Source organism: Micromonospora sp. NPDC049044, from assembly GCF_040649215.1.
GTDB lineage: Bacteria > Actinomycetota > Actinomycetes > Mycobacteriales > Micromonosporaceae > Micromonospora.
The window spans coordinates 186,489-206,752 of record NZ_JBEZFA010000003.1 but is presented as its reverse complement, the minus strand read 5'-3'; the positions used below and the strand labels follow the sequence as shown (position 1 = coordinate 206,752).

The window sequence follows — 20,264 nt, the reverse complement described above, 5'->3', positions numbered from 1 at the left end:
GGTCGCAGGCTAACAGTTGGTGAGCAAACCGATTGCCCCGTGATCCGCTGGGCGACGGGTCACGTCCAGCGGTTGCCGGTGAGCTTCTCGTAGACCTCGACGTAGCGGGCGCGGGTCGCCTCGACGACCTCGGCCGGCACGTCCGGCGCGGGAGGCAGCTTGTTCCAGCCGGCACCGGTGGCCCAGTCCCGCACGTACTGCTTGTCGTAGGAGAACTGCACCCGACCCGGCTGGTACGACTCGGCCGGCCAGAACCGCGACGAGTCGGAGGTGAGCAGCTCGTCGGCGAGGATCAGGGTGCCGTCCGGCGCCCAGCCCAACTCGATCTTGGTGTCGGCGATCAGGATGCCCCGGTCGGCGGCCAACTCCGCGCCGCGCCGGTAGACGTCGATGGTGATCTGCCGCAGCCGCTCCGCGGTCTCCGCGCCCACCTTGTCCACCACGTCGGCGTACGTGATCGGCTCGTCGTGCTCACCCGCCGGCGCCTTGCTCGACGGCGTGAAGATCGGCTCGGGCAGGATCGACGCCTCGCCGAGCCCTCGGGGCAGCGGCACGCCGGAGACGGCCCCGGTCCGCTCGTACTCCCGCAGGCCGCCGCCGGTGAGGTAGCCGCGGGCGACGCACTCGACCGGGAGCATCTCCAGCCGCTGGCAGCGGATCGCCCGCCCGGCGAACTCGGCGGGCACGTCGGTGGCCGAGATGACATGGTTCGGCACCAGGTCGGCGAGCTGCTCGAACCACCACAACGAGAGTGCGGTGAGCAGGCGACCCTTGTCCGGGATCGGCGTCGGCAGCGCCACGTCGTAGATCGAGATCCGGTCCGAGGCGACCAGGATGAGGTCGTCGCCGTCGGCGTACACGTCCCGAACCTTGCCCGAGTGCAGAAGTTCCACGCGCCCTAGTACACCACGCGACGTCGGACGGCCTGATTCGACCACCCGCGCCCGGGGGGTGACCGGACGGACGTTGACACCTTCGTGTGCTTGCTGCGTGAATGATCGCACCGCGCCCCCGCAGGTCCAGGAGACCCCCGTGCCCGTTGCTCCACCCCCGATCGACCGCCTCAGCGCCGACCCGGGCCGGCGCCGACTGCTCACCGCGCTGCTCGGCGCACCCCTGCTCGCGTCCGGCGGACTGGCCGGATGCAGCGACGGCGCCGCCACGTCCACCCAGGACGGCCCGGTCGAGCTGTCGGTCTTCTGGTGGGGGAACACCAGGCGGGCCGATCGCACCGAGAAGGTGCTGCGGCTCTACTCGGAGCGCAACCCCCGGGTGACCTTCCGGGTCACCTGGCAGGGCACCGACGGCTACTACGACCGACTGGCCACCCAGGCGGCCGGTGGGAACGTACCGGACCTGATCCAGATCGACGACACGATGCTCACCGAGTACACGCAACGCCAGATCATCCTCGACCTCACCGACCGGGTCAGCGACAACCGCCTCGATCTGCGGGGCCTGCCGGAGGGCCTGATCCGCTCCGGCACGGTGGAGGGGCGGACGATGGCGGTGGCCAGCGGGCAGACCCACGCCGCAGTGGTCTTCAACCGGGAGCTACTGCGCGAGCTGCGAGTGCCCGAGCCGCGGGGCGGCATGACCTGGGCCGACTACATTTCCTGGGCGGAACAGGTAACAGCGGCCGGCGACGGTCGGGTGGCCGGCATCATGGACGCGTCAGGTGACCAGCGGGCGCTGTGGCTGTGGCTGCGGTCGCAGGGTGGCGAGTTCTACCGGGGCAACCAGCTCGGTTTCGGCGCGGACGAGTTGGTCGCCTGGTTCGAGCTGTGGCAGCGCGCCCGCAAGGCGCGGGCCACCCCGGGTGCCGCGCTTGTCGAGCAGACCGACGGCCGGGAGCTGACCCGGCAACCTGTGGTGACCGGGTTGACCGCCGCGTCCTTCGCCTGGTCGCACCAGCTACCGGAGTTGCAACGGCTGACCCGGGCCGAGTTGGGCGTGGTCGGCTTTCCGGGGCCGCCCGCCGCGCAGTGGGCACGCGCCTCGATGTCCTGGGCCGCGTTCCGGGGCACCCGCCACCCGGACATCGTCACCGACCTGATCAACTTCTTGACCACGAACGGCGAGGCCGGCACCGTCCTCGGCCACGAACGTGGCCTGAACGCCAGCCTCGCCGTCCGCCGCTACACCGAGGGCAGCATCACCGACCCGACCGAGAAGCGCGCCGCCGCGCTCGGTGCCACCCTCGCCGACCAACTCGGGCCGGCACCGGCACCGCCGCCCAAGGGGAACGTCAAGGTGCGTACGCTGCTTGTCGCCGCCGCGGAGAGCGTCCGCGTCAAGCGGGCCGGCACCCGGGCGGCCACCACGCGTTTCCTCTCCCAGGCCAACGCCGCACTGGCGGCCTGACCGACCGGCGGCCGGGCCGACGCCCCCGCCGTCGACCAACCGACCGGCGCGGGCCACCGGGTCAGCGCGGCGGGCCGCCGCGCCGGTTGCGGGTCAGGCGCAGCACCAGGAACACGATGACGGCCACCACCACCAGGCAGCAGAGCAGGCTGAGGACGCCGAAGCCGCCGCCACCACGTCGCCGCCGCGCGGCCTCCACCACCACCTCGCCGGTGCCCGTGGACGCCCAGGCCGCGACGGGCACGAAGACCGCCAGTACGGCCGCACCGAGGACCGCGCTGAGCCGGCCCCACCACTTACCGAAGGAAGACATGTGCCCATCCTCGCCGAAGGACGCAACCTCGGCACGTCTGTCGCGCCGAACCACGGGCCGGGGCCCACCGGCCAACGGGAAAGGCCCGTCTCCAGAAAACTCTGGGACGGGCCTTTGCCTGTGTAGTAGCGGGGACAGGATTTGAACCTGCGACCTCTGGGTTATGAGCCCAGCGAGCTACCGAACTGCTCCACCCCGCGTCGACTGGTTAACCTTAACCCATCCCGTTTGGCGATGATCAGTGGGGTCGGTGCCGACGCCAGCGAGCAGACCAACCGTCGACCCTGCGAGCAGCGACCGACATCGGGAAAGCTTCCGAGCAACGGCCACCGTGGGAAAGTCGAAAGCCCGCCTCCGGCGAACCGGAAACGGGCTTTCGATGTTTCTCGTAGCGGGGACAGGATTTGAACCTGCGACCTCTGGGTTATGAGCCCAGCGAGCTACCGAGCTGCTCCACCCCGCGTCGGCTCGATAACCGTAGCGCACGACCCCCGGGCCCCGCAAAACGACATCCGAATCCGCCGGCTCGCGGTGCCGCACGGGCCAGTCACGCCAGAGCCCCCGCCGCCGGAACCGGGACGGTCCGACGACGGGGGCTGCGTGAGGTACGCCAGGCGAGTGCAGTCAGCCGCCCGCGCTCGGGCTGCCACTCGCCGACGGTGCGGCGCTCCCGCTCGGCGTTCCGGCGGCCTGCTGTGCCTGCTGGAACGCGGTGAGTGCCTCGTCGAGCGCCTTGAGCGCACGGCCGTACCGCTCGAAGTCACCAGAGGTCTGCGCGGCCCGGACCTCGGTGATCGCGGTCTGCACCCGGTCGGCGGCATCGGCCAGGTCTCCGCTCGGCGCCGGTGGCGTCGGCGTGGCGCTCCCGCTCGGCGTCGGCGTGGGGCTCCCGCTGGGCGTCGGCGTCGTCGGGTTGCCCCCGGTGCTCGGCGGCGGCGACGTGCCCTGCCCGGCCTTCTTCCCCTGCTCGACCAACTGCTTGATGCCGTCGTTGATGTTGTCGGCCAGCGCCACGAAGGAGCCACCGTCACCGTAGGAGAGCAGCACCTTCTGCAACAGCGGGTACGCGTCCTGCTGGTTGCTCTTCACGTAGACCGGCTCGACGTAGAGCATGCCGTCGGCGAAGGGCAACGACAGCAGGTTGCCGTACTGCACCTGCGCCTGGTTGCTGGAGAGCAGGTTGAGCTGCTGACGGATGTTCGCGTTGTTCGTCATCTGTTGGTGCACCTGCACCGGGCCCGAGATCCGGGTCTGGTCCGGCAACTCCAGCACCTCCAGCCGGGGCTTCCCGTCGACGTACGACCCGGAGATCAGCGCGGCGAGGTTCTGCCGGCCGTTCGGGGTGACCGCGGAGGTGAGCTGGAACCGCGGGCCCTCCTGGCCCGGGAACTGCGTGAACAGGTAGTACGGGGGCTGCTTCTGGCCGCTGTCCGGCGCGTCCGGCACGTTGGGCACCTGCCAGAAGTCCTGTGCGGAGTAGAAGTCACCCGGGTTCGTCACGTGGAACTTGGTGAGCAGGTTGCGCTGCACCTTGAACATGTCCGCCGGGTAGCGCAGGTGCTCGGTCAGCTCGACCGGGATGTCCGTCTTCGGCTTGATCAGGTCGCCGCCGAACGCCTTGTTCCAGGCCTTGAGCACCGGGTCGCTGTCGTCGTACTCGTAGAGCGTCACGGTCCCGTCGTACGCGTCGACGGTGGCCTTCACCGAGTTCCGCATGTAGTTGACGTTCTCCCGGGCCAGCTGGAAGGTGCCCCGGTTGGTCAACTCGTCGGTGGTCTCGGTCTGCAGGTTGACCCGCTCGGCGTACGGGTAGGTCGCCGCCGTGGTGTAGCCGTCGACGATCCACTGCACCCGACCGCCGACAACCGCCGGGTACGGGTCACCGTCGAGGGTGAGGAACGGCGCGACCTTCTCCACCCGGTCCCGCGGGTTACGCACGTACAGCAGCCGGGAGTCCTTGTTCACCGCCTCGGAGAGCAGGAAGTTCGACTCCTGCTCCTTGATCGCGTACAGCAGCCGCCGGGTGAACGAGCCGATCTTGACGCCACCCTCGCCGGTGTAGGTGTAGGACTCGCCGCCACCCTCACCGACCGGCCTGTCGAACTCGGCCTTCTTGTTCGGGTCGGACTGGCCGACGATCGCGTAGTCGTCGGCCGCCATCCGCTCGCCGTAGTAGATGCGCGGCTGCGTGGCCGGGATCTGCTCGGTCTGCGAGGAGCACGCCTCCTGGGTCTTCTCCCCGAGGAAGCCGGAGACGAAGAACGGCTGCCCGCCGCACACCACCTGGTTCGCCGGGGCGGCCACCAGGCCGTACCCGTGCGTGTAGACGGTGTGCCGGTTGATCCAGGTGTTCTGCTGGTCGGTCAGCTCACCGTAGTTGATCTCCCGGACGCCGACGACGTAGTCGGAGGTCTTGCCGTTCACCCCGTACCTGTCGATGTCCAGTTTGGGGCCGAAGTCGTAGAAGCCACGCACCTGCTGGAGCTGGGTGTACGTCTCACTTACCAACTGTGGGTCGAGCAGCCGCACGTTCGACACCACAGAGGTGTCGGTGGCCAGGTTCGCCGGTGGGGTGAGGTTGTTCGCCGCGTACGGGGTCGTCTCGGTGGCTGCCAGCCCGAACGCCGCCCGTGTCGCGTCGATGCTGCGCTGGATGTACGGCGCTTCCTTGTCCTTGGCGCTCGGCTTGACCTCGAAGGTCTGCACCGCCCAGGGGTAGATGCCGCCGATGGCCACCGCGGACACACCGAGCAGTGCCAGCGAGATCCCCGGCCAGACCAGGTTCCGCATCCAGGCGTTGGAGAACACGATGATCGCGATCGCCACCACGATCGAGATGTACGCCAGGATCTCCTTCGCCGGCAGCAGCGCGTTGACGTCGGCGTAGCCGGCGCCGTACAACTTGGCGCCCTCGTTGTACTCAAGCAACATCGCCCGCCGGTCCAGCACGTACGCGACGGCCTTCAACAGCACGAAGACCGCGACCAGGCTGCTCAGGTGCGCGCGGGCCGCGTTGCTCATCCGGTCCCCGACGCCCTGCAGACGGACCCCGCCGAAGAGGTAGTGCACCGCCAGCGCGCCGATCACAGCCAGCACCACAGCGGTGAAGGCGACCCCGAGCAGGTAACGCCAGAAGGGCAGTTGAAAGACGTAGAAGCCGATGTCCACGCCGAACTCCGGGTCCTTGACCCCGAAGTCACCGCCGTTGCGGAAGAGCAGCCACTGGCTCCACCGGTTCTGCGCGGAGAGGCCGGCGAAGAGGCCGACCACCGCGGCGGTCAGCGCGATCCAGGTGCCCAGCCGCGGGCTGAGCACCATCCGGTAGCGCTCCAGGGTCGCCTGCTCCACCGAGTGCGGACGCAGCCGCGGACGCAGCCGGTAGGCCAGCCACAGGTTGCCACCGACGATCAGCGCCATGCCGAGACCGACAGCCAGGAAGAGCACCAGCCGGGTGAGCAGGACACCGGTGAAGACCTCGGTGTAACGGACCTCGTCGAACCAGAGCCAGTCCGTCCACGCCTGGACACCCCAGCCGAGCAGGGTGAAGAGCACGAACACCCCGACCAGGACAGCGATGGTGACGCGCCCGCGCCGGCTCATCCTCGGCAGGGGGCTGCTACTACGCATGACCACTGTTGGCTCCGCACGCTCGATGTGATCGGCTCCGACCAGGCACCCAGAGTACGGGGTGTTCCTGAGCGTGTCGGGGCACGGTCACACCGGTCAACAACGGGTCGGCTGACCCCCTGCGCGCAACGTCTCCAGAGCGGTCATCGCGTCGTCCAGAGAGCCCACCCGCAACAGCGGCAGATCGGGCTGCGGATTGCGGACCGCCTCGGCGCAGTTGTCCGCCGGCACCAGAAACACCTTGGCACCGGCGCGCTTCGCGCCGACCAGCTTCTGGGCGATCCCGCCGATCGGGCCGACGGTGCCCTCGTCGTCGATGGTGCCGGTGCCGGCGATGATCTGGCCGCCGGTGAGATCGGCCGGAGTCAGCTTGTCGACGATCCCCAGGGCGAACATCAGACCGGCGCTCGGCCCGCCGATGTCCCCCAGGTCGATGCCGAGGGTGAACGGGTGCGGCTGCTGCTGATCGATCTCCACACCGATCCGCGGCCGGCCATCCTGCTCACGACTGGTGACCGTCGCGGTGGCCGGCGCGCCATCGCGGGTGTAGGCGATCGTCAACGCCGTGCCCGCCGGCTTGGCCCGGATCAGTTCGGTGACCTTCGCGGCCACCGGCACCGGCTGACCGTCGACGGAAGTGATCACGTCGCCGGCCTTCAGCGCCCCGGCCGCCGGGCCGTCCCCGGCCACCGTCTTGATCACCACCTGCACCGGAAAACCCAGCTCCCGCAGCGCGGCGGTCTCCGCGCTGGTCTGCGACGCCTTGAAGTCCTCCGCGTTGCGCTGCTCGACCTGCTCGGTCGACTCCCCCGGCGGGTAGACAAGCTCGCGCGGCACCACCGCCTCGTCGTCGGAGAACCAACCCGCGATCGCGCCCCGCAACCGCACCGTGGGCTGCACTCCCACAGTGGTCAGCCGCAGCTGGCCGGCCGAGGTCGAGGTTTCCCGCCCGGAGACCTGGATGACCTCCTTACCGTCGGCCGTGCCGAGGGTGTTGACCGTCGGGCCGGGGCCGAGCACCACGTACGGGATCGGCACCCGTAGCACCCCGATGCTCAGCAGGGCGGTGAACAGGGCACCGAGCAGGACCGTCAGGCCACGACGTCTCATGCCGCAGAGCGTACCGACCGACCGGACGCCACCTGCCGGATGCGCCACGCGACTTCGCCCTCAGCGCAACGCCAGCGGCGGCTACCTGGGGCGCGGTCCGCGTACCGTAGACGTCGTGCCTGATATTCCGTTCGGTTTCGCGCTCCCGGGTGGGCAACCACCAGACCCCAACGATCCCGCGCAGATGCAGCAGTTCATGTCACAGTTGCAGCACCTGCTCTCCGCGCCGGGCAGCGGGCCGGTCAACTGGGACCTGGCCCGGCAGGTAGCGGCCAGCCAACTCGCAGCCGCCGGCGACCCGGCGGTGTCACCGTTCGAGCGCAACGCCGTCGAGGAGGCGCTGCGCCTGGCCGACCTGTGGTTGGAGCCGGCCTCGGCGTGGCCGTCGGGCATCCAGTCACCGGTTGCCTGGAACCGCAACGAGTGGATCTTCAAGACGCTCGACGTGTGGCGCAAGCTCTGCGACCCGGTCGCCAGCCGGATGGTCGGCGCGATGGGCGACCTGGTGCCACCGGAGGCACGCGCCCAGCTCGGGCCGATGCAGTCGATGGTGGCCACCCTCGGCGGCGCGCTCTTCGGCGGCCAGCTCGGGCAGGCGCTCGGCTCGCTCGCCGCGGAGGTGCTCTCCGCCGGCGACATCGGGCTGCCACTCGGCCCGGCCGGCACGGCCGCCCTGATCCCGGCCAACATCCGGGCGTACGGCGAGGGCCTGGAACTTCCCGAGGACGAGGTCCGCCTCTACGTGGCGCTGCGCGAGGCCGCCCACCAGCGGCTGTTCCAGCACGTGCCGTGGCTGCGCGGGCACGTGCTCAGCGCGGTCGAGATGTACGCCTCGGGCATCCGGGTCAACCGGGACGCGATCGAGGAGGCGATGGGCCGGGTCGACCCGACCGACCCGGAGTCGATGCAGGCGATCGCCCTGGAGGGCATCTTCACGCCGGAGGACACCCCGGCGCAGAAGGCCTCCCTGGCCCGGCTGGAGACCGCACTCGCCCTGGTCGAGGGCTGGGTCTGCCACGTCGTGGACAGCGCCGCCAGCGACCGGCTGCCCAACGTCGTCCGGTTGGGTGAGGCGTTCCGCCGCCGCCGGGCCGCCGGCGGGCCCGCCGAGCAGACCTTCGCCGCACTCGTCGGCCTGGAGCTGCGCCCGCGCCGCCTCCGCGAGGCCGCGGCGCTCTGGGCCGCGCTCACCGAGCACCGCGGCATCGAAGGTCGCGACGCCGTCTGGGGCCACCCGGACCTGCTGCCCTCGGACGACGACTTCGCCGACCCGGTCGCCTTCGCGATGAACGACATGGACCTGAGCGAGCTGGACACCTTCGACTTCACCGCTCCTGGTGGGGCCGAGGAGAAGGCCCCGGGCCAGCCCGACGAGACCGAGGGTGAGGGCGACGGCAAGCCCTGACGTCCGCACCTCGACGGCTTGAGCCACGGGTGCCCGCCTGATCGACGGCGGGCACCCACGGTCTGTGCGCACCGGATAGCAGGTCAGCCGGGCTGGCTGCGGCTGGCCGCGCGCCGACTGGGCCTGCTGGTGGGCGTCCGGCAGGCGGGCGGGCTTGGTCTGCTGACCGACGGGTACGGCAAGCGGGAAGGACTGGCTGGCTGGTCAGACGGGGCGCCGCGCGCCCGGGAGGCCGGCTGGTCAGACGCGGCGCGCGCCCGAGAGAAGGGCGCGGGTCGTTTCCCAGCCCTCGAAGGCCGGGTCCAGGGTGGCCAGGTCAGCCGGGCCGCGCAGCCGGCGCCAGCCGGCCGTGACCGCCACGTCACCTGGTCGCGGAGCGCCGGAGCGCGCGTCCGCAGGCGTCGCCGTGTCCAGGTCGATCATCGGTAGCCAGTCCGGCGCGGGCAATCGCACCGCCACCCCGAGCAGACCCGGGCCGCCGCCCTCGACCGGGGCCACCGCGACCGGCCGGGTGGTGAGTGGGCGCAGCAGCTTGCCGACGGTGAGCGCAGGCAGATCGGGTACGTCACTGACCAGCACCGCCGCCTGGTCGTAACCTTCCAGAGCGGCGAACACGGCGTTCGGGGTCGGCTCGGCCACCTCGTACACGGTCGTGCCGGGCCACACCAACGCGTCCGCCAGGGGCCGATCGGCGGGGGTCACCGCGACCGCGACCTCCACCTCGTTGAGCGTGGCGAGCAGGTCGATGACGTCTTCCGCGAGAGCCGCTCGCCACTCGGCCCGGTCGACACCGGGCGGCGACCACTGCACCGGCCCGAGCAACGCCACCACCACCCGTCGCGCCATCCCCCGAGCCTAGCGCCCGCCCGGCCTGGTCGCCCCGCCCGACCTACCCGCCCCGCCCGACCTACTCGTCCCCGCCCGACCTACTCGTCTCCGTCCGGCCTACTCGTCTCCGTCCCGCCGCCCCCCGCGCCGCCGTGTGGGCCCGGACACCTCGCACGGCCGCCCCGCCCGACCCAGCCACCACGATCGACTCGGCTTCCGCGAAACTGCGGTGTCGAAGGGCCGTCGACAGCACGGCTTCCAGAAAGACGAGTCGATCTTGGCCGGACGCGCGCTGGATGGGGTGCGGGGCGCTGCGTGGCGCGCGGGCGCTGCGTGCGCGCGGGAGCGCGGGGCACTGCGTGGCGCCCGGGGGCGCGGGGCACTGCGTGGCGCCCGGGGGCGCGGGGCACTGCGTGGCGCGGGGGGCGCGGGGCGTTGGGCTGGGGGAGCTGGATCAGGTCGGGAGAGGTGCGCCGGAGGCGGCGGCGACACCTTCGAGGTAGCCCCGGGCGCGTTCGGCTTTGGGGTAGCGGCCGACCAACGCCCAGAACCGGGTGTTGTGGCTGGGCACGATCAGGTGCGCCAGCTCGTGCAGCAGCACGTAGTCGATCACCCACTCGGGCATTTCCTGAACGCGGTGCGAGATCCGGATGCTGCGGTCCGCAGGTGTGCACGAGCCCCATCGGCCGTTCTGGTTGGTGACCCATCGGACGCTGGCCGGCACCGCCTTCGTGGCGTACCCGGAGAGGTAGAGGTCGATGAGCCGGGTGGCGCGGGCCAGCAGCTCCGCGTCGGAGCGGGCCAGGCGCCCCTCCCGGGCGGCGAGCCGGGCGAGCATCCGGTCGACCCACTCGCTCTCCTCGGCCCGGGAGAACTGGTCCGGGATGAGAACGACGACTCGCTCACCGTCACGGTACGCGGACACCGTACGTCGCCGGCGCTGACTGCGCCGCACCTCGACGACCGGCTTACGCGTCCCCGCCATCACTGGCCCGCGCAGCCTCGGCTACGTGTCACGAAGGAAAGCTAATGCGTACTGACCAGGGGTCCGCAAGAGTCAACCACTCGACACGCGCCCGGAAAGTGGTGATTGGTCGCCTGGCGTCCTGAAAATTTCTTGACCGCCACACCGCCGCACCATCTCGTCACCCTTCGTGAACACCGATGGCACCGGCACGCGGCACCTCCCCACCGTAGGTGATCACGGCGCCGGACGCCGCCGCAGGGGCACTCGCACGGGTGTCTGTGGGGGTTTGGTCGGCGTGTCCCCGCCAAACTGACTTATCCGACCTATTTCGCCATGCACACTCTCGACGTCGACTAGCTCACAGTGTCGATGCACAGCTGACATGGAACCGCCCAGACCTGGGTAGGGTCCGCGGACCAGCGGTTACGAAGGTGACCGTGGAGTGAGACCCAGCGCCGGCGCCCCGCGTGGCCCGCCGCCGGGCACCCCCGCCGGGACGGCATCGACCGGCGGACGAGACGAGGAGGGCACCGTGGCCGACCAGGCCCAGACGACCTACAACGGTTACTGCGTGAAGTGCAAGGAGAAGCGGGACTTCGAGGGGCACGTTGAGGTCTCGAAGACCGGGATGAACATGGCCAAGGGCAAGTGTCCGGTATGCGGAACAACAGTGAACCGCATCCTGGGTAAGGCCAAGGTCTGACCTGTACGAGTGACGGGGGCGGGGCGGCCAGCGGCCACCCCGCCCCCGCGCCATCTCCAGCGAGGGACCGAGGGGTCGAAGGCCGAGGGCGGAAGGCGAAGGACGACCGGTCGGCGACGCCCTGTCGGGTGACCGACAGCCTCGTCGGCGGGCTGTGGATAAGTCAGCAAACCCTGTGGACAACGCTGGACAGCGGCCCGAGCGCCTGTGGATAACGATCGACCGAACGCGAGGACACGGTCACGATTGGTGACCATGAGCCGCACCGTCGTACCCCGCCCCACGTTGCTGCCCGGCCTCAACCGGCTCTGGCGAGACCGGCACACCCTCCAGCTCGGCGTCAGCCCCGGGCCGGCGGTGCTGCTGGAGCTGGCCAACCCGCGGGCCGCCCACCTGCTCGACCTGCTCGACGGCAGGCACAGCGAGCGCGCGGTGCTGGCTCGGGCCGCCGCCGACCAGGTCACCGGTGACGATGCGCGTAGCCTGCTCGACGCCCTGCGTGCGGCCGGCCTGCTGGTGCCCGCGCACAGTCTGCTCCCCCGAGACCTGGCCGGCCCCGCCCGCGTCCGGCTCACCGCGGAAGCCGGCGCGCTGGCCCTGGCCGCCGCCCGGCTGCCCGGCACCCCTGCCCAGGTCCTGCGTCGCCGGCGGGCCGGCCGGGTCGTGCTCACCGGGAGCGGCGCGCTCGGCGGGCCGCTGACTGTCGGGTTGGCGCAGGCCGGCGTCGGGCAGGTGGTCCCCCTGCTCACCGGCCCGGTACGCCCCGTCGACCTGGTCGGCACCGGCATCCCCGCCAGCGAGCTGGGCCATCCGCTGGCGCCGGCGGTGCGGGCCGCGGTCGACAGTGGCGCACCGGGTACCAACACCCAGCCGGTGCGGGCCGGCCGGGTGGACCTGGTGATCCAACTCGGGGCGGACCGGCCGCCCGCGTTGCTCGCCGCCGCTTTCGCTCAGCGCCGGCAGCCACACCTGCTGGTCATCCTGCGCGAGGGCGTACCGGTCATCGGGCCGTTGGTCTGCCCACCCGCCGGCCCCTGCCTGCACTGCGTCGAGCTGCACCGGGCCGACCGCGACCCGGACTGGCCGCGGCTCGCCGCCCAACTCGTCGCCGCCGACCCGGTGGCCGCCGGGGCGACCGGGACGCTGCTCGCAGCCATCGGGTACGCGCTGGCCGAGGCGCTGACCCAGCTCGACGGCGGACAGCCGGAGACGCTCGGCGCGGCTGTGGAGATCACCGGCGCGGGCCGTTTCCGCCGTCGAGGCTGGCCGCCGCACCCGGCCTGTGAGTGCTCGCGGGGGCGAGTCACCGCACCAGCCCGGCCGCAGAGCAGCAGCGGGGCCCTCCGGTCGGTAACAATGACCGGGTGACCGACATCCCGCGCCGCGCCGTGTCCCGCACCGCCAAGCTCGCCGCCCTGCCGCTCGGCTTCGCCGGTCGGACCGTCCTCGGCATGGGAAAGCGCGTCACCGGGCTCGCCTCCGACGTGATCTCCGCGGAGATCCAACAGCGCACCGCCGAGCAGTTGTTCAGCGTGTTGGGCCAGCTCAAGGGCGGGGCGATGAAGTTCGGCCAGGCGTTGTCGGTCTTCGAGGCCGCGTTGCCGGAGGAGATCGCCGCGCCCTACCGCCAGGCGCTCACCAAGCTCCAGGAGGCGGCGCCCCCGCTGCCGGTCGCCAGCGTGCACAAGGTGCTGGCCGAGCAGCTCGGCCCGGACTGGCGGGACCGGTTCGTCGAGTTCGACGACGTCCCGGCGGCTGCGGCAAGCATCGGCCAGGTGCACCGGGCCCGGTGGCGTGAGCCGGGGTTGGACGAGTCGGGTGCGCCGAACGGCCGGGACGTGGCTGTCAAAATCCAGTACCCCGGCGCCGGAGAGGCGCTGCTCACCGACCTGAAGCAGCTCTCCCGCCTGGGCGGGATGTTCCGGGCCATCCAGCCCGGCCTGGACGTCAAGCCCCTCCTCGTCGAGTTGCGGGAGCGGATCACCGAGGAGCTGGACTACGAGTTGGAGGCCGAGTCGCAGCGCGCCTTCGCGGAGGCGTACGCCGACGACCCGGAGATCTACATTCCGAAGGTGATAAATGCGGCGCCCCGGGTGCTCGTCACCGAGTGGGTGAACGGCACTCCGCTTGCCGACATCATCCGCGAGGGCACCGAGGAGGAGCGGGACGAGGCGGGCCGGTTGATGGCCACGCTGCACCTCTCCGCCCCGCAGCGCGCCGGGCTGCTGCACGCCGACCCGCATCCGGGAAACTTCCGGCTGCTGCCCGACGGCCGACTCGGTGTGATCGACTTCGGTGCGGTGGCCCGGATGCCGGAGGGCACTCCGGAGCCGATCGGTCGCATCGCCGCGATGGCCCTGCGCGGCGATGCCGACGAGGTGGTGGCCGGGCTGCGGTCCGAGGGCTTCATCGGGTCCACCGATGAGATCGACGCCGAGGGGGTGCTCGACTTCATCCGTCCGATGCTGGAGCCCATCGCGGCAGACGGGTTCCGGTTCACCCGGGCCTGGCTGCGGGGCGAGGCGGGGCGGCTGGCCAGCCCTCGCTCCCCCACCTACCAGCTGAGTCGGCAGCTCAATCTGCCGCCGTCGTACCTGCTGATCCACCGGGTGACGCTCGGGTCGATCGGGGTGCTCTGCCAACTGGAGGCGAAGGCCCCGTACCGCAGCATCCTGGAACGCTGGCTGCCCGGTTTCGCGCCGGTCGCCTGAATACGTACGAAAGGGCGGGTGCCGGTCGGCACCCGCCCTTCCAGATCGGGGTGGTATTAGAGGACGCCCAGGTCACGAGCCGCCTGGTGGCGGCTGTTCATAGCGACGGTACGGGCGGAACGGGTTGCCTCAGTGCTCGTGGTGGTACGACCGGCCTGAGGCCGACGCATTCGAGCCCGGGACAACGCTTCGTGGAGTAGTTGCATCTCGAAGGCTCCAGTCGGAAGGTTGAACATCGTCTTCTCGCTCACTGCCGGTGTGCCACCGGCGTAGTTGGTACGGGTCGGGAACATGTCAGGCTGCCAGCCGGACCGCGCCACGCGCCTCGGACAGCCCACTGGCCGCCAGGCGCGCCTCGGCCTCGACCCGAAGCTCGGCGTCGCGGGCGACGTCCTCCTTGCGCGGACGGCCACGGGGCCGCTTACGCGGAACGACCGCGCCACGCTCGAAGATCTCGCCGCCCCAGACGCCCCACGGCTCCGCCCGCTCCACCGCCCCGGCCAGGCACTCGACGCGCAGCGGGCAGTCCCCGCAGAGCGACTTGGCCAGCTCGAGCTCGGCGGGCGAGTCGGAGAACCACAGGTCGGGGTCGAACTTCCGGCAGGGCAGGTTCGCCTCCAGCTCGACGCTCACGTCGATGGGGGCCAACGCCAGACTCATCTCCCGGTCACCTCTCTCTCACTTCGATCTCATGGATCGCATTCCGACGTACTGACGACGGGCAAAAAACTGAGGCCGCGGATCCCGGTAAGCGGGTTCCGCGGCCTCGAGGTGAGCCGGTGTCTGATGGATCAGACCGGTTTACCTCGAGGTGGAACGCCGCGGACATCCGTGCGCTTCTTGGCGACCTGGATGCCATTGCCCATGGATCCACTGGTCCCCTCGACTCCGACTGGTGCGACGGTCAGGGTCAGCTCGGCCTGAACCTGGTGCACCTGCGGAACCGACGGTCGTGCGGCCGTAAGGGCCACCCGGACAGCCGACATCGGAGCGTCGACAGACGGCATCGCCGCCAGACGCTCATAGGTGAAGATCTTCACGGGTGCCACCTCCCTCACGTTCCTCAGAATCGACTGGACCAACCCTCGTGAGCAGCCGGAATGGCGCCGCTCGCGTGGTGTGTCCTGAGGCTATTCCTCGCGCTGGGGCGAGGGCAAACGAATTTACGACTGGATTTCGAAAGTTTTCTCAGGGCAGACGTCGTCCACCCCCGCGCCGTCCACGAGTGCCAGCACCGACTCCCCGTAGAGGCCCAGCTTGCGGGGGCCGATACCGGCGATGGCGATCAACTCCTCGGGCCGGCCGGGCCGCCGCTCGGCCAACGCGACAAGCGTCGCGTCGGTGAAGACCACGTACGCCGGGACCTTCTGCGCCCCGGCCACCCGCTGCCGCCACTCACGCAGCCGTTCGTGCAGCTCATCGTCGATGTCGGACGGGCAGGTGGGGCACCGACCGAGCTTGCGGTCCGGGCCGGCGAGCAGGGTCGCGCCGCAGATCCGGCAGGAGACGATCTGGGTACGCCGTCGCTCGGGGCGTTTGGCCGCCGGACCGGTGCCGGTTGCCCGTTCGGTGCCGCCGGAGCGGTCCAGTTGGGGCAGGAACCGCGACGGTCGCCGGGCTCGCCCGCCCGGCGAGCGCGCGGCGGCGTACGACAACCAGAGCCACTGCCTCGCCCGGGTGATGCCGACGTAGAGCAGTCGGCGTTCCTCCTCGACCTGCTCGACGGTCTTGGCGTACGTGGTCGGCAGGGTGCCCTCGGCGAGACCGACCAGGAAGACCGCGTCCCACTCCAACCCCTTGGCGGAGTGCAGCGAGGCGAGGGTCACCCCGTCCACTGTCGGTACGTGCTGCTGGGCGGCCCGGCGGGCCAGTTCCTCGGTGAAGTCGGCGAGGGTGACGGGGCGTTCCACCGACGCGGCCTCGCCGATCGGCACCACCTCGGGGGTGGCCGCGTACTCCTCGGCGAGCTGGACCAGCGCGGACAGCGCCTCCCAGCGCTCCCGGGCGGCGCCGCCGGCCGGGGGCGCGTCCGGAGCCCAACCGACCGCGGTGAGCGCCTCGACGACGGCGGCCGGCAGCGGTGTCTCCCCGGGGATCGACCGGGTGGCGGCGCGCAGCGCGACCATCGCCTGGCGCACCTCGGTCCGCTCGAAGAACCGCTCCGCGCCCTGCACGACGTACGGCACGCCGGCCTCGGTGAGCGCCTTCTCGTACGCCTCGGACTGCGCGTTGACCCGGAACAGCACGGCGATCTCCTTCGCCGGCGTACCCGTGTCGATGAGTGACCGGCAGCGCGCGGCCACCGCGTTCGCCTCGGCCGGCTCGTCGGTGAAGATCCGCAGGTCGGGTTCCGGTCCCGGTGGGCGTTGCCCGCTCAACTCCAGGCGCAGCCGCGCCTCGGTGCCCCGGGCCTGGGCGATCACCGCGTTGGCCAGCCCGACCACCTGCGGGGTGGACCGGTAGTCGCGGACCAGCCGGACCACCGTGGCACCCCGGTGGCGGCGGGGGAAGTCGACAAGGTACGCCGAGGTCGCCCCGGTGAACGAGTAGATCGTCTGGCTGGCGTCGCCGACCACTGTGAGGTCGTTGCGGCCACCCAGCCAGGCGTCGAGCAACCGCTGCTGGAGCGGGTTGACGTCCTGGTACTCGTCGACCACGAAGTGCCGGTACTGGCCGCGGACCTGCTCGCCGACGTCCGGGTGCTCCTCGATGCCCCACACCGCGGCCCGCAGCATGTCCTCGAAGTCGATCACGCCGTTCGAGCGCTTGAGCTGCTCGTACGCGGTGAACACGTCGGCGACCTTCGCCGGCTCGTGCGGTGTGTCGCGCAGCGCCCGCGCCGCGGACACCACGTAGTCCCCCGGCTCGACGAGCGACGACTTGGCCCACTCGATCTCACCGGCCAGGTCGCGGGCGGCGGCCCGGTCGGTGCGCAGGCCGACCCGGGCGGCGGCGAGGGTGACCAGCCGCACCTTGCTGTCCAGCAGTTCGGGCATGGCCCGTCCGGCCAGCAGCCGGGGTGCGAAGTACCGCACCTGGCGCAAAGCGGCGGCATGGAACGTGCGCGCCTGCACACCCTGCGACCCGAGCAGAGTGAGACGGTGTCGCATCTCGGCGGCGGCGCGGGCGGTGAAGGTGACGGCGAGCACATGCCGGGGGGAGATCTCACCGGAGAGCACCCGATGGGCGATCCGCGAGGTGATCGCCCGGGTCTTGCCGGTGCCGGCGCCGGCCAGGATGCAGACCGGGCCGGCGGGTGCGGTCACCGCGGAGCGCTGCTCCGGGTCCAGCCCGGCGAGCACCTGTTCCGACGCTGAGTGAACCGCCACAACCAGGAATCATCTCAGCTCCTCCCAGCGTTGCAGCGAACAGCCTCGGCTTGATCCGCAAGCCGCGGCCGGAGGAGTTGGAGGATCCGAGGATGCTGACGATGTATTCCACCCCCTGGTGCGGCTACTGCCACCGCCTGAAGTCGCAGCTCGACCGGGAGGGCATCGGGTACGAGGTGGTCGACATCGAGCAGGACCCGAACGCCGCGGACTTCGTGATGAGCGTCAACGGCGGCAACCAGACGGTGCCGACGCTGCGCTTCGCCGACGGCAGCGCCCTGACGAACCCCTCGATCACCCAGGTCAAGCAACACCTGGAGACCCTCAGCGCCTGATCGGCCGGTGCCCCTGCGCACGAGCGGTCGCCCCACCCGGGGCGGCCGCTCGTCGTGTTTCGGCAGCCGTCACCCGGGCGGTCGTCGGTGGGTGCCGGTCGACACCTGCCGCTCGGCGTCCTCGACCGGGCGTCGGGGGGCCGGGATCCTCGGGCCGGTCGGCCGGGTCGGCGGCGTGGGCGGGCGGGCGCCGGGCGGGGCGCTCAGGTGCCGCCCCCGCCAGAGGTAACCGCCGGCCGCCAGGGTGGCCATCCCGACCAGCGCGAACAGCATCCGGTAGTCCAGGAAACCGACAAGCAACGCGCCCGTCCCGATGGAGAGCGCCTGCGGCCCGCTGACCACCGCCTGGGTGGCCGCGGCGACCCGGCCGACGAGCGTCGGCGGGGTCCGGCGCTGGATCAGCGTGTGCAGCCCGACCATCGTCAGCGGGAGCGAGACGCCGGCCAGCAGCACCGCGGCGAAGGCGAGCCGGAGGTCCGGGTACGCGAGCACGAGCGCGGCTGGGGAGAAGAAGGCGACCCCGGCGGCCAGTGTGCCGAGTTCTCCGAGCCGGCGGACCAGGGCCGGTGAGCAGAGCCCGCCGAGCAGCCCGCCGACGCCCTGCACGGTGACCAGCACACCGACGAACGCGGCGTCACGGTCGAGCCCCTGGTCGACGTAGGCGAAGATGAGCGACTCGCTGAAGCCCATCACCAGTGAGCCGAGCCCGTAGCCGAGCAGGGCCCGACGCAGGGCCGGCTCACCGGCCAGGTGCCGCAGGCCGGCACCCAACTCGGCCGGCCAGCCCAGTCGGGTGGTCGAGGGCGGCTGTTGCGGCGTGGGCAGCGCGGTCACCACCGCCGCCGCGGTCAGAAATCCGACCATGCCGATCGCGGCCAGCGCCCACCCGCCGAGCGCCGCGTAGAGCGCCGCGCCGGCCAGTGGGCCCACCAGCCGCATCCCCTGGCGTACGGTTTGCAGCACGCCGTTCGCCTCCGCGAGCAACTCGACAGGCACCAACTCCCGGATGAGCCCGCTGAGCGCCGCCCCGAGCGTGATCGACGACAGCCCGTACAGGGCCGCCACCAGGTAGACGACCCAGACGTCACCCGCGTCCGCGACGGTGAACAGGGGGGTGAGCAGTGCCGCGGTGACCACGTTGGCGGCGACGAAGAACGGCCGGCGGGGATAGCGGTCGACGAACCAGCCGATTACCGGTGCCAGCGTCATCGGCGCGACGACGGCGAAGATGGTGCCGCCGGCGAGCCCGTTGGAACCGGTCAGATCCTTGACCCAGATGGCGAGTGCGAGCAGCAGAATCGACTCGGCGGTCATGCTGGCCAGCAGACCGCCGAAGAGCAGGCGGAAGTCGGGTCGGCGCAGGACGGTGCGCATGTGTCCCTCCGGCGGGGATGGCGCGCCCGGGTGGGCGTGGTCGACGGGGCTGCGACCGCAGGTCCGTCGTCATCGGGCAGTCCTGTGGTCCATTTTTGTAAGACACGCCCCCGTCGGAAGCTCCGACGCCGGTCGCGCCGTCCATACTGGCCGTGGGGGGCGAATTTCATACAGTTACCGTCGCGTCTGCGGCGGTCGACGGGAAAGAGGACACTGTGCCTCCTGCCGCACCCAGCCCGATCATGCGTCGCCGACGGTTGGGCTTAGAACTGCGCCGCCTGCGCGAGGCCGCGGGCCTCACGGGCGATCAGGTAATCGAGAGGATCGGTTGGGCGTCTGCGTCCAAACTGTCCCGCCTGGAGAACGGCCGCAGCCGACCCGACCCGCAGGACGTCGGCGTTCTGCTGGCCCTCTACGGGGCCGACGAGGCACTGCACACGGAGCTGCTCGGGATCGCCGGCGACGCCGGCGACATGCGGGGCTGGTTGAAGAACTTCCCAGTGATGACGCAACAGCAGCGTAGTTGGGCCGAGCTGGAGGCGGGCTGCGCGGAGATCTCCGAGTACAACCCGGTGCTGGTACCGGGCCTGTTGCAGACCCCCGGGTACGCCAAGGTCCGGCTGCTCTCGGCCCGCGAGGTGGGCGCGGGTGCCGGTGAACCCGAACCCGGCGACGATCTCGACACCGAGGTGCAGGCCCGGATGGCCCGCCAGTCGCTGCTGACCCGGGAGCCGCACGCGCCGCGCTACACGGCGGTCCTGGAGGAGGCGGCCCTCGGCAATCGGGCCGGACCGCCCGAGGTGCTGCACGAGCAGTTGGTGCAGCTGTGCGAGCTGGCCCTGCTGCCCAACGTGACGCTGCACGTGCTGTTGCGGGACACCCCGGTCGGTAATTGGTACCTTCCGCCGACCGCGTTCTCCGTCTACCGGTTCGCCGATCCGCTCGACCCGGAGACATTGGCCATCGAAGGGGGGTTCACCGACGTCATGTCGACCGAGGTAATCCCACTAAATAGCTATAAAGTGGTGTTCGAGTGGCTATGCACGGCGGCACTTACCGAGTCGGAAACCCTCTCCTGGCTGATCGAGTCGACGGGACGGCTGACCGAGGCGGTGCCCCCATCCACAGTGGCGTTCGGGCCGGCAACGGCGCCGACCCAACGCCGCCGGGATGCGGGGCGACTGACGGAACGGTGATC

17 protein-coding genes and 2 tRNA genes are annotated in these 20,264 nt (G+C 71.1%); 7 read left to right on the top strand and 12 right to left on the bottom strand.

The features are described 5' to 3' along the window. Positions 1-59 precede the first annotated feature (59 nt). A complete protein-coding gene (locus AB0B85_RS03805) occupies positions 60-893 on the bottom strand; it encodes a phosphoribosylaminoimidazolesuccinocarboxamide synthase (RefSeq protein ID WP_357403224.1) in 834 nt (277 codons plus the stop codon). Positions 894-1,032: 139 nt separating this feature from the next. On the opposite strand from AB0B85_RS03805, the gene AB0B85_RS03800 reads away from it, so the two are divergent. After that, positions 1,033-2,364, top strand: coding sequence for an extracellular solute-binding protein (locus AB0B85_RS03800; protein WP_357403222.1), 1,332 nt, complete (start codon positions 1,033-1,035; stop codon positions 2,362-2,364). Positions 2,365-2,425: 61 nt separating this feature from the next. Here the strand turns inward: AB0B85_RS03800 and AB0B85_RS03795 are convergent, their stop codons facing one another. The 5 genes from AB0B85_RS03795 to AB0B85_RS03775 form a co-directional block, all read right to left on the bottom strand. Then, complete coding sequence (locus tag AB0B85_RS03795; RefSeq protein WP_357403220.1) at positions 2,426-2,677, bottom strand: hypothetical protein; 252 nt, start codon at positions 2,675-2,677, stop codon at positions 2,426-2,428. Between the two features lie 126 nt (positions 2,678-2,803). Then, positions 2,804-2,877: transfer RNA gene (locus tag AB0B85_RS03790), tRNA-Met, on the bottom strand. 189 nt (positions 2,878-3,066) lie between these two features. Next, positions 3,067-3,140, bottom strand: a tRNA-Met gene (locus AB0B85_RS03785). A gap of 161 nt (positions 3,141-3,301) precedes the next feature. After that, positions 3,302-6,304: a UPF0182 family protein gene (locus tag AB0B85_RS03780; protein WP_357403218.1), complete on the bottom strand. Its 3,003-nt coding sequence runs from the start codon at positions 6,302-6,304 to the stop codon at positions 3,302-3,304. A 96-nt stretch (positions 6,305-6,400) separates the two neighbouring features. Then, positions 6,401-7,414 (bottom strand): PDZ domain-containing protein, encoded by a 1,014-nt coding sequence (locus tag AB0B85_RS03775; RefSeq protein ID WP_357403216.1) that lies wholly within the window; start codon positions 7,412-7,414, stop codon positions 6,401-6,403. Positions 7,415-7,529: 115 nt separating this feature from the next. On the opposite strand from AB0B85_RS03775, the gene AB0B85_RS03770 reads away from it, so the two are divergent. Beyond that, positions 7,530-8,819: a zinc-dependent metalloprotease gene (locus AB0B85_RS03770; protein WP_357403214.1), complete on the top strand. Its 1,290-nt coding sequence runs from the start codon at positions 7,530-7,532 to the stop codon at positions 8,817-8,819. 240 nt (positions 8,820-9,059) lie between these two features. Here AB0B85_RS03770 and AB0B85_RS03765 read toward each other — a convergent pair whose 3' ends face one another. After that, positions 9,060-9,665 carry a hypothetical protein gene (locus AB0B85_RS03765; protein WP_357403212.1) on the bottom strand — a complete coding sequence of 202 codons (606 nt, stop codon included), beginning with the start codon at positions 9,663-9,665 and terminating at the stop codon, positions 9,060-9,062. Positions 9,666-10,101: 436 nt separating this feature from the next. Beyond that, positions 10,102-10,632 (bottom strand): M48 family metallopeptidase, encoded by a 531-nt coding sequence (locus AB0B85_RS03760; RefSeq protein ID WP_357403210.1) that lies wholly within the window; start codon positions 10,630-10,632, stop codon positions 10,102-10,104. 514 nt (positions 10,633-11,146) lie between these two features. Here AB0B85_RS03760 and AB0B85_RS03755 point away from each other — a divergent pair. The 3 genes from AB0B85_RS03755 (at position 11,147) to AB0B85_RS03745 (ending at position 14,028) form a co-directional block, all read left to right on the top strand. After that, positions 11,147-11,317 (top strand): DUF5679 domain-containing protein, encoded by a 171-nt coding sequence (locus AB0B85_RS03755; protein WP_167457767.1) that lies wholly within the window; start codon positions 11,147-11,149, stop codon positions 11,315-11,317. A 255-nt stretch (positions 11,318-11,572) separates the two neighbouring features. Then, positions 11,573-12,685, top strand: coding sequence for a hypothetical protein (locus AB0B85_RS03750; protein ID WP_357403208.1), 1,113 nt, complete (start codon positions 11,573-11,575; stop codon positions 12,683-12,685). Continuing rightward, on the top strand, positions 12,682-14,028 hold the full coding sequence (locus AB0B85_RS03745; RefSeq protein ID WP_357403206.1) for an AarF/ABC1/UbiB kinase family protein: 1,347 nt from the start codon (positions 12,682-12,684) through the stop codon (positions 14,026-14,028). Before AB0B85_RS03750 ends, AB0B85_RS03745 begins: the two co-directional genes overlap by 4 nt. 294 nt (positions 14,029-14,322) lie before the next feature. On the opposite strand, the gene AB0B85_RS03740 is transcribed toward AB0B85_RS03745, so the two are convergent. The 3 genes from AB0B85_RS03740 to AB0B85_RS03730 form a co-directional block, all read right to left on the bottom strand. Next, positions 14,323-14,688, bottom strand: coding sequence for a WhiB family transcriptional regulator (locus tag AB0B85_RS03740; protein WP_357403204.1), 366 nt, complete (start codon positions 14,686-14,688; stop codon positions 14,323-14,325). A 131-nt stretch (positions 14,689-14,819) separates the two neighbouring features. Beyond that, positions 14,820-15,068, bottom strand: a complete 249-nt coding sequence (locus AB0B85_RS03735) for a hypothetical protein (protein WP_357403202.1) — start codon at positions 15,066-15,068, stop codon at positions 14,820-14,822. Between the two features lie 123 nt (positions 15,069-15,191). Continuing rightward, on the bottom strand, positions 15,192-17,357 hold the full coding sequence (locus tag AB0B85_RS03730) for an ATP-dependent DNA helicase UvrD2 (protein WP_357403200.1): 2,166 nt from the start codon (positions 17,355-17,357) through the stop codon (positions 15,192-15,194). A 92-nt stretch (positions 17,358-17,449) separates the two neighbouring features. Here AB0B85_RS03730 and AB0B85_RS03725 point away from each other — a divergent pair, with 92 nt between their 5' ends. Then, positions 17,450-17,692: a mycoredoxin gene (locus AB0B85_RS03725; RefSeq protein WP_357403198.1), complete on the top strand. Its 243-nt coding sequence runs from the start codon at positions 17,450-17,452 to the stop codon at positions 17,690-17,692. A 69-nt stretch (positions 17,693-17,761) separates the two neighbouring features. Here the strand turns inward: AB0B85_RS03725 and AB0B85_RS03720 are convergent, their stop codons facing one another. Further along, positions 17,762-19,066, bottom strand: coding sequence for an MFS transporter (locus tag AB0B85_RS03720; protein ID WP_357403196.1), 1,305 nt, complete (start codon positions 19,064-19,066; stop codon positions 17,762-17,764). Positions 19,067-19,281: 215 nt separating this feature from the next. Here AB0B85_RS03720 and AB0B85_RS03715 point away from each other — a divergent pair, with 215 nt between their 5' ends. Further along, a complete protein-coding gene (locus AB0B85_RS03715) occupies positions 19,282-20,262 on the top strand; it encodes a helix-turn-helix transcriptional regulator (RefSeq protein ID WP_357403194.1) in 981 nt (326 codons plus the stop codon). Positions 20,263-20,264: the final 2 nt, after the last annotated feature.

Coding starts and splice junctions, on each gene's coding strand:
- AB0B85_RS03775 (WP_357403216.1), bottom strand. CDS start 7,414: ATGAGACGTCGTGGCCTGACGGTCCTGCTCGGTGCCCTGTTCACCGCC.
- AB0B85_RS03725 (WP_357403198.1), top strand. CDS start 17,450: ATGCTGACGATGTATTCCACCCCCTGGTGCGGCTACTGCCACCGCCTG.
- AB0B85_RS03795 (WP_357403220.1), bottom strand. CDS start 2,677: ATGTCTTCCTTCGGTAAGTGGTGGGGCCGGCTCAGCGCGGTCCTCGGT.
- AB0B85_RS03740 (WP_357403204.1), bottom strand. CDS start 14,688: ATGAGTCTGGCGTTGGCCCCCATCGACGTGAGCGTCGAGCTGGAGGCG.
- AB0B85_RS03780 (WP_357403218.1), bottom strand. CDS start 6,304: ATGCGTAGTAGCAGCCCCCTGCCGAGGATGAGCCGGCGCGGGCGCGTC.
- AB0B85_RS03760 (WP_357403210.1), bottom strand. CDS start 10,632: ATGGCGGGGACGCGTAAGCCGGTCGTCGAGGTGCGGCGCAGTCAGCGC.
- AB0B85_RS03765 (WP_357403212.1), bottom strand. CDS start 9,665: ATGGCGCGACGGGTGGTGGTGGCGTTGCTCGGGCCGGTGCAGTGGTCG.
- AB0B85_RS03750 (WP_357403208.1), top strand. CDS start 11,573: ATGAGCCGCACCGTCGTACCCCGCCCCACGTTGCTGCCCGGCCTCAAC.
- AB0B85_RS03720 (WP_357403196.1), bottom strand. CDS start 19,066: ATGCGCACCGTCCTGCGCCGACCCGACTTCCGCCTGCTCTTCGGCGGT.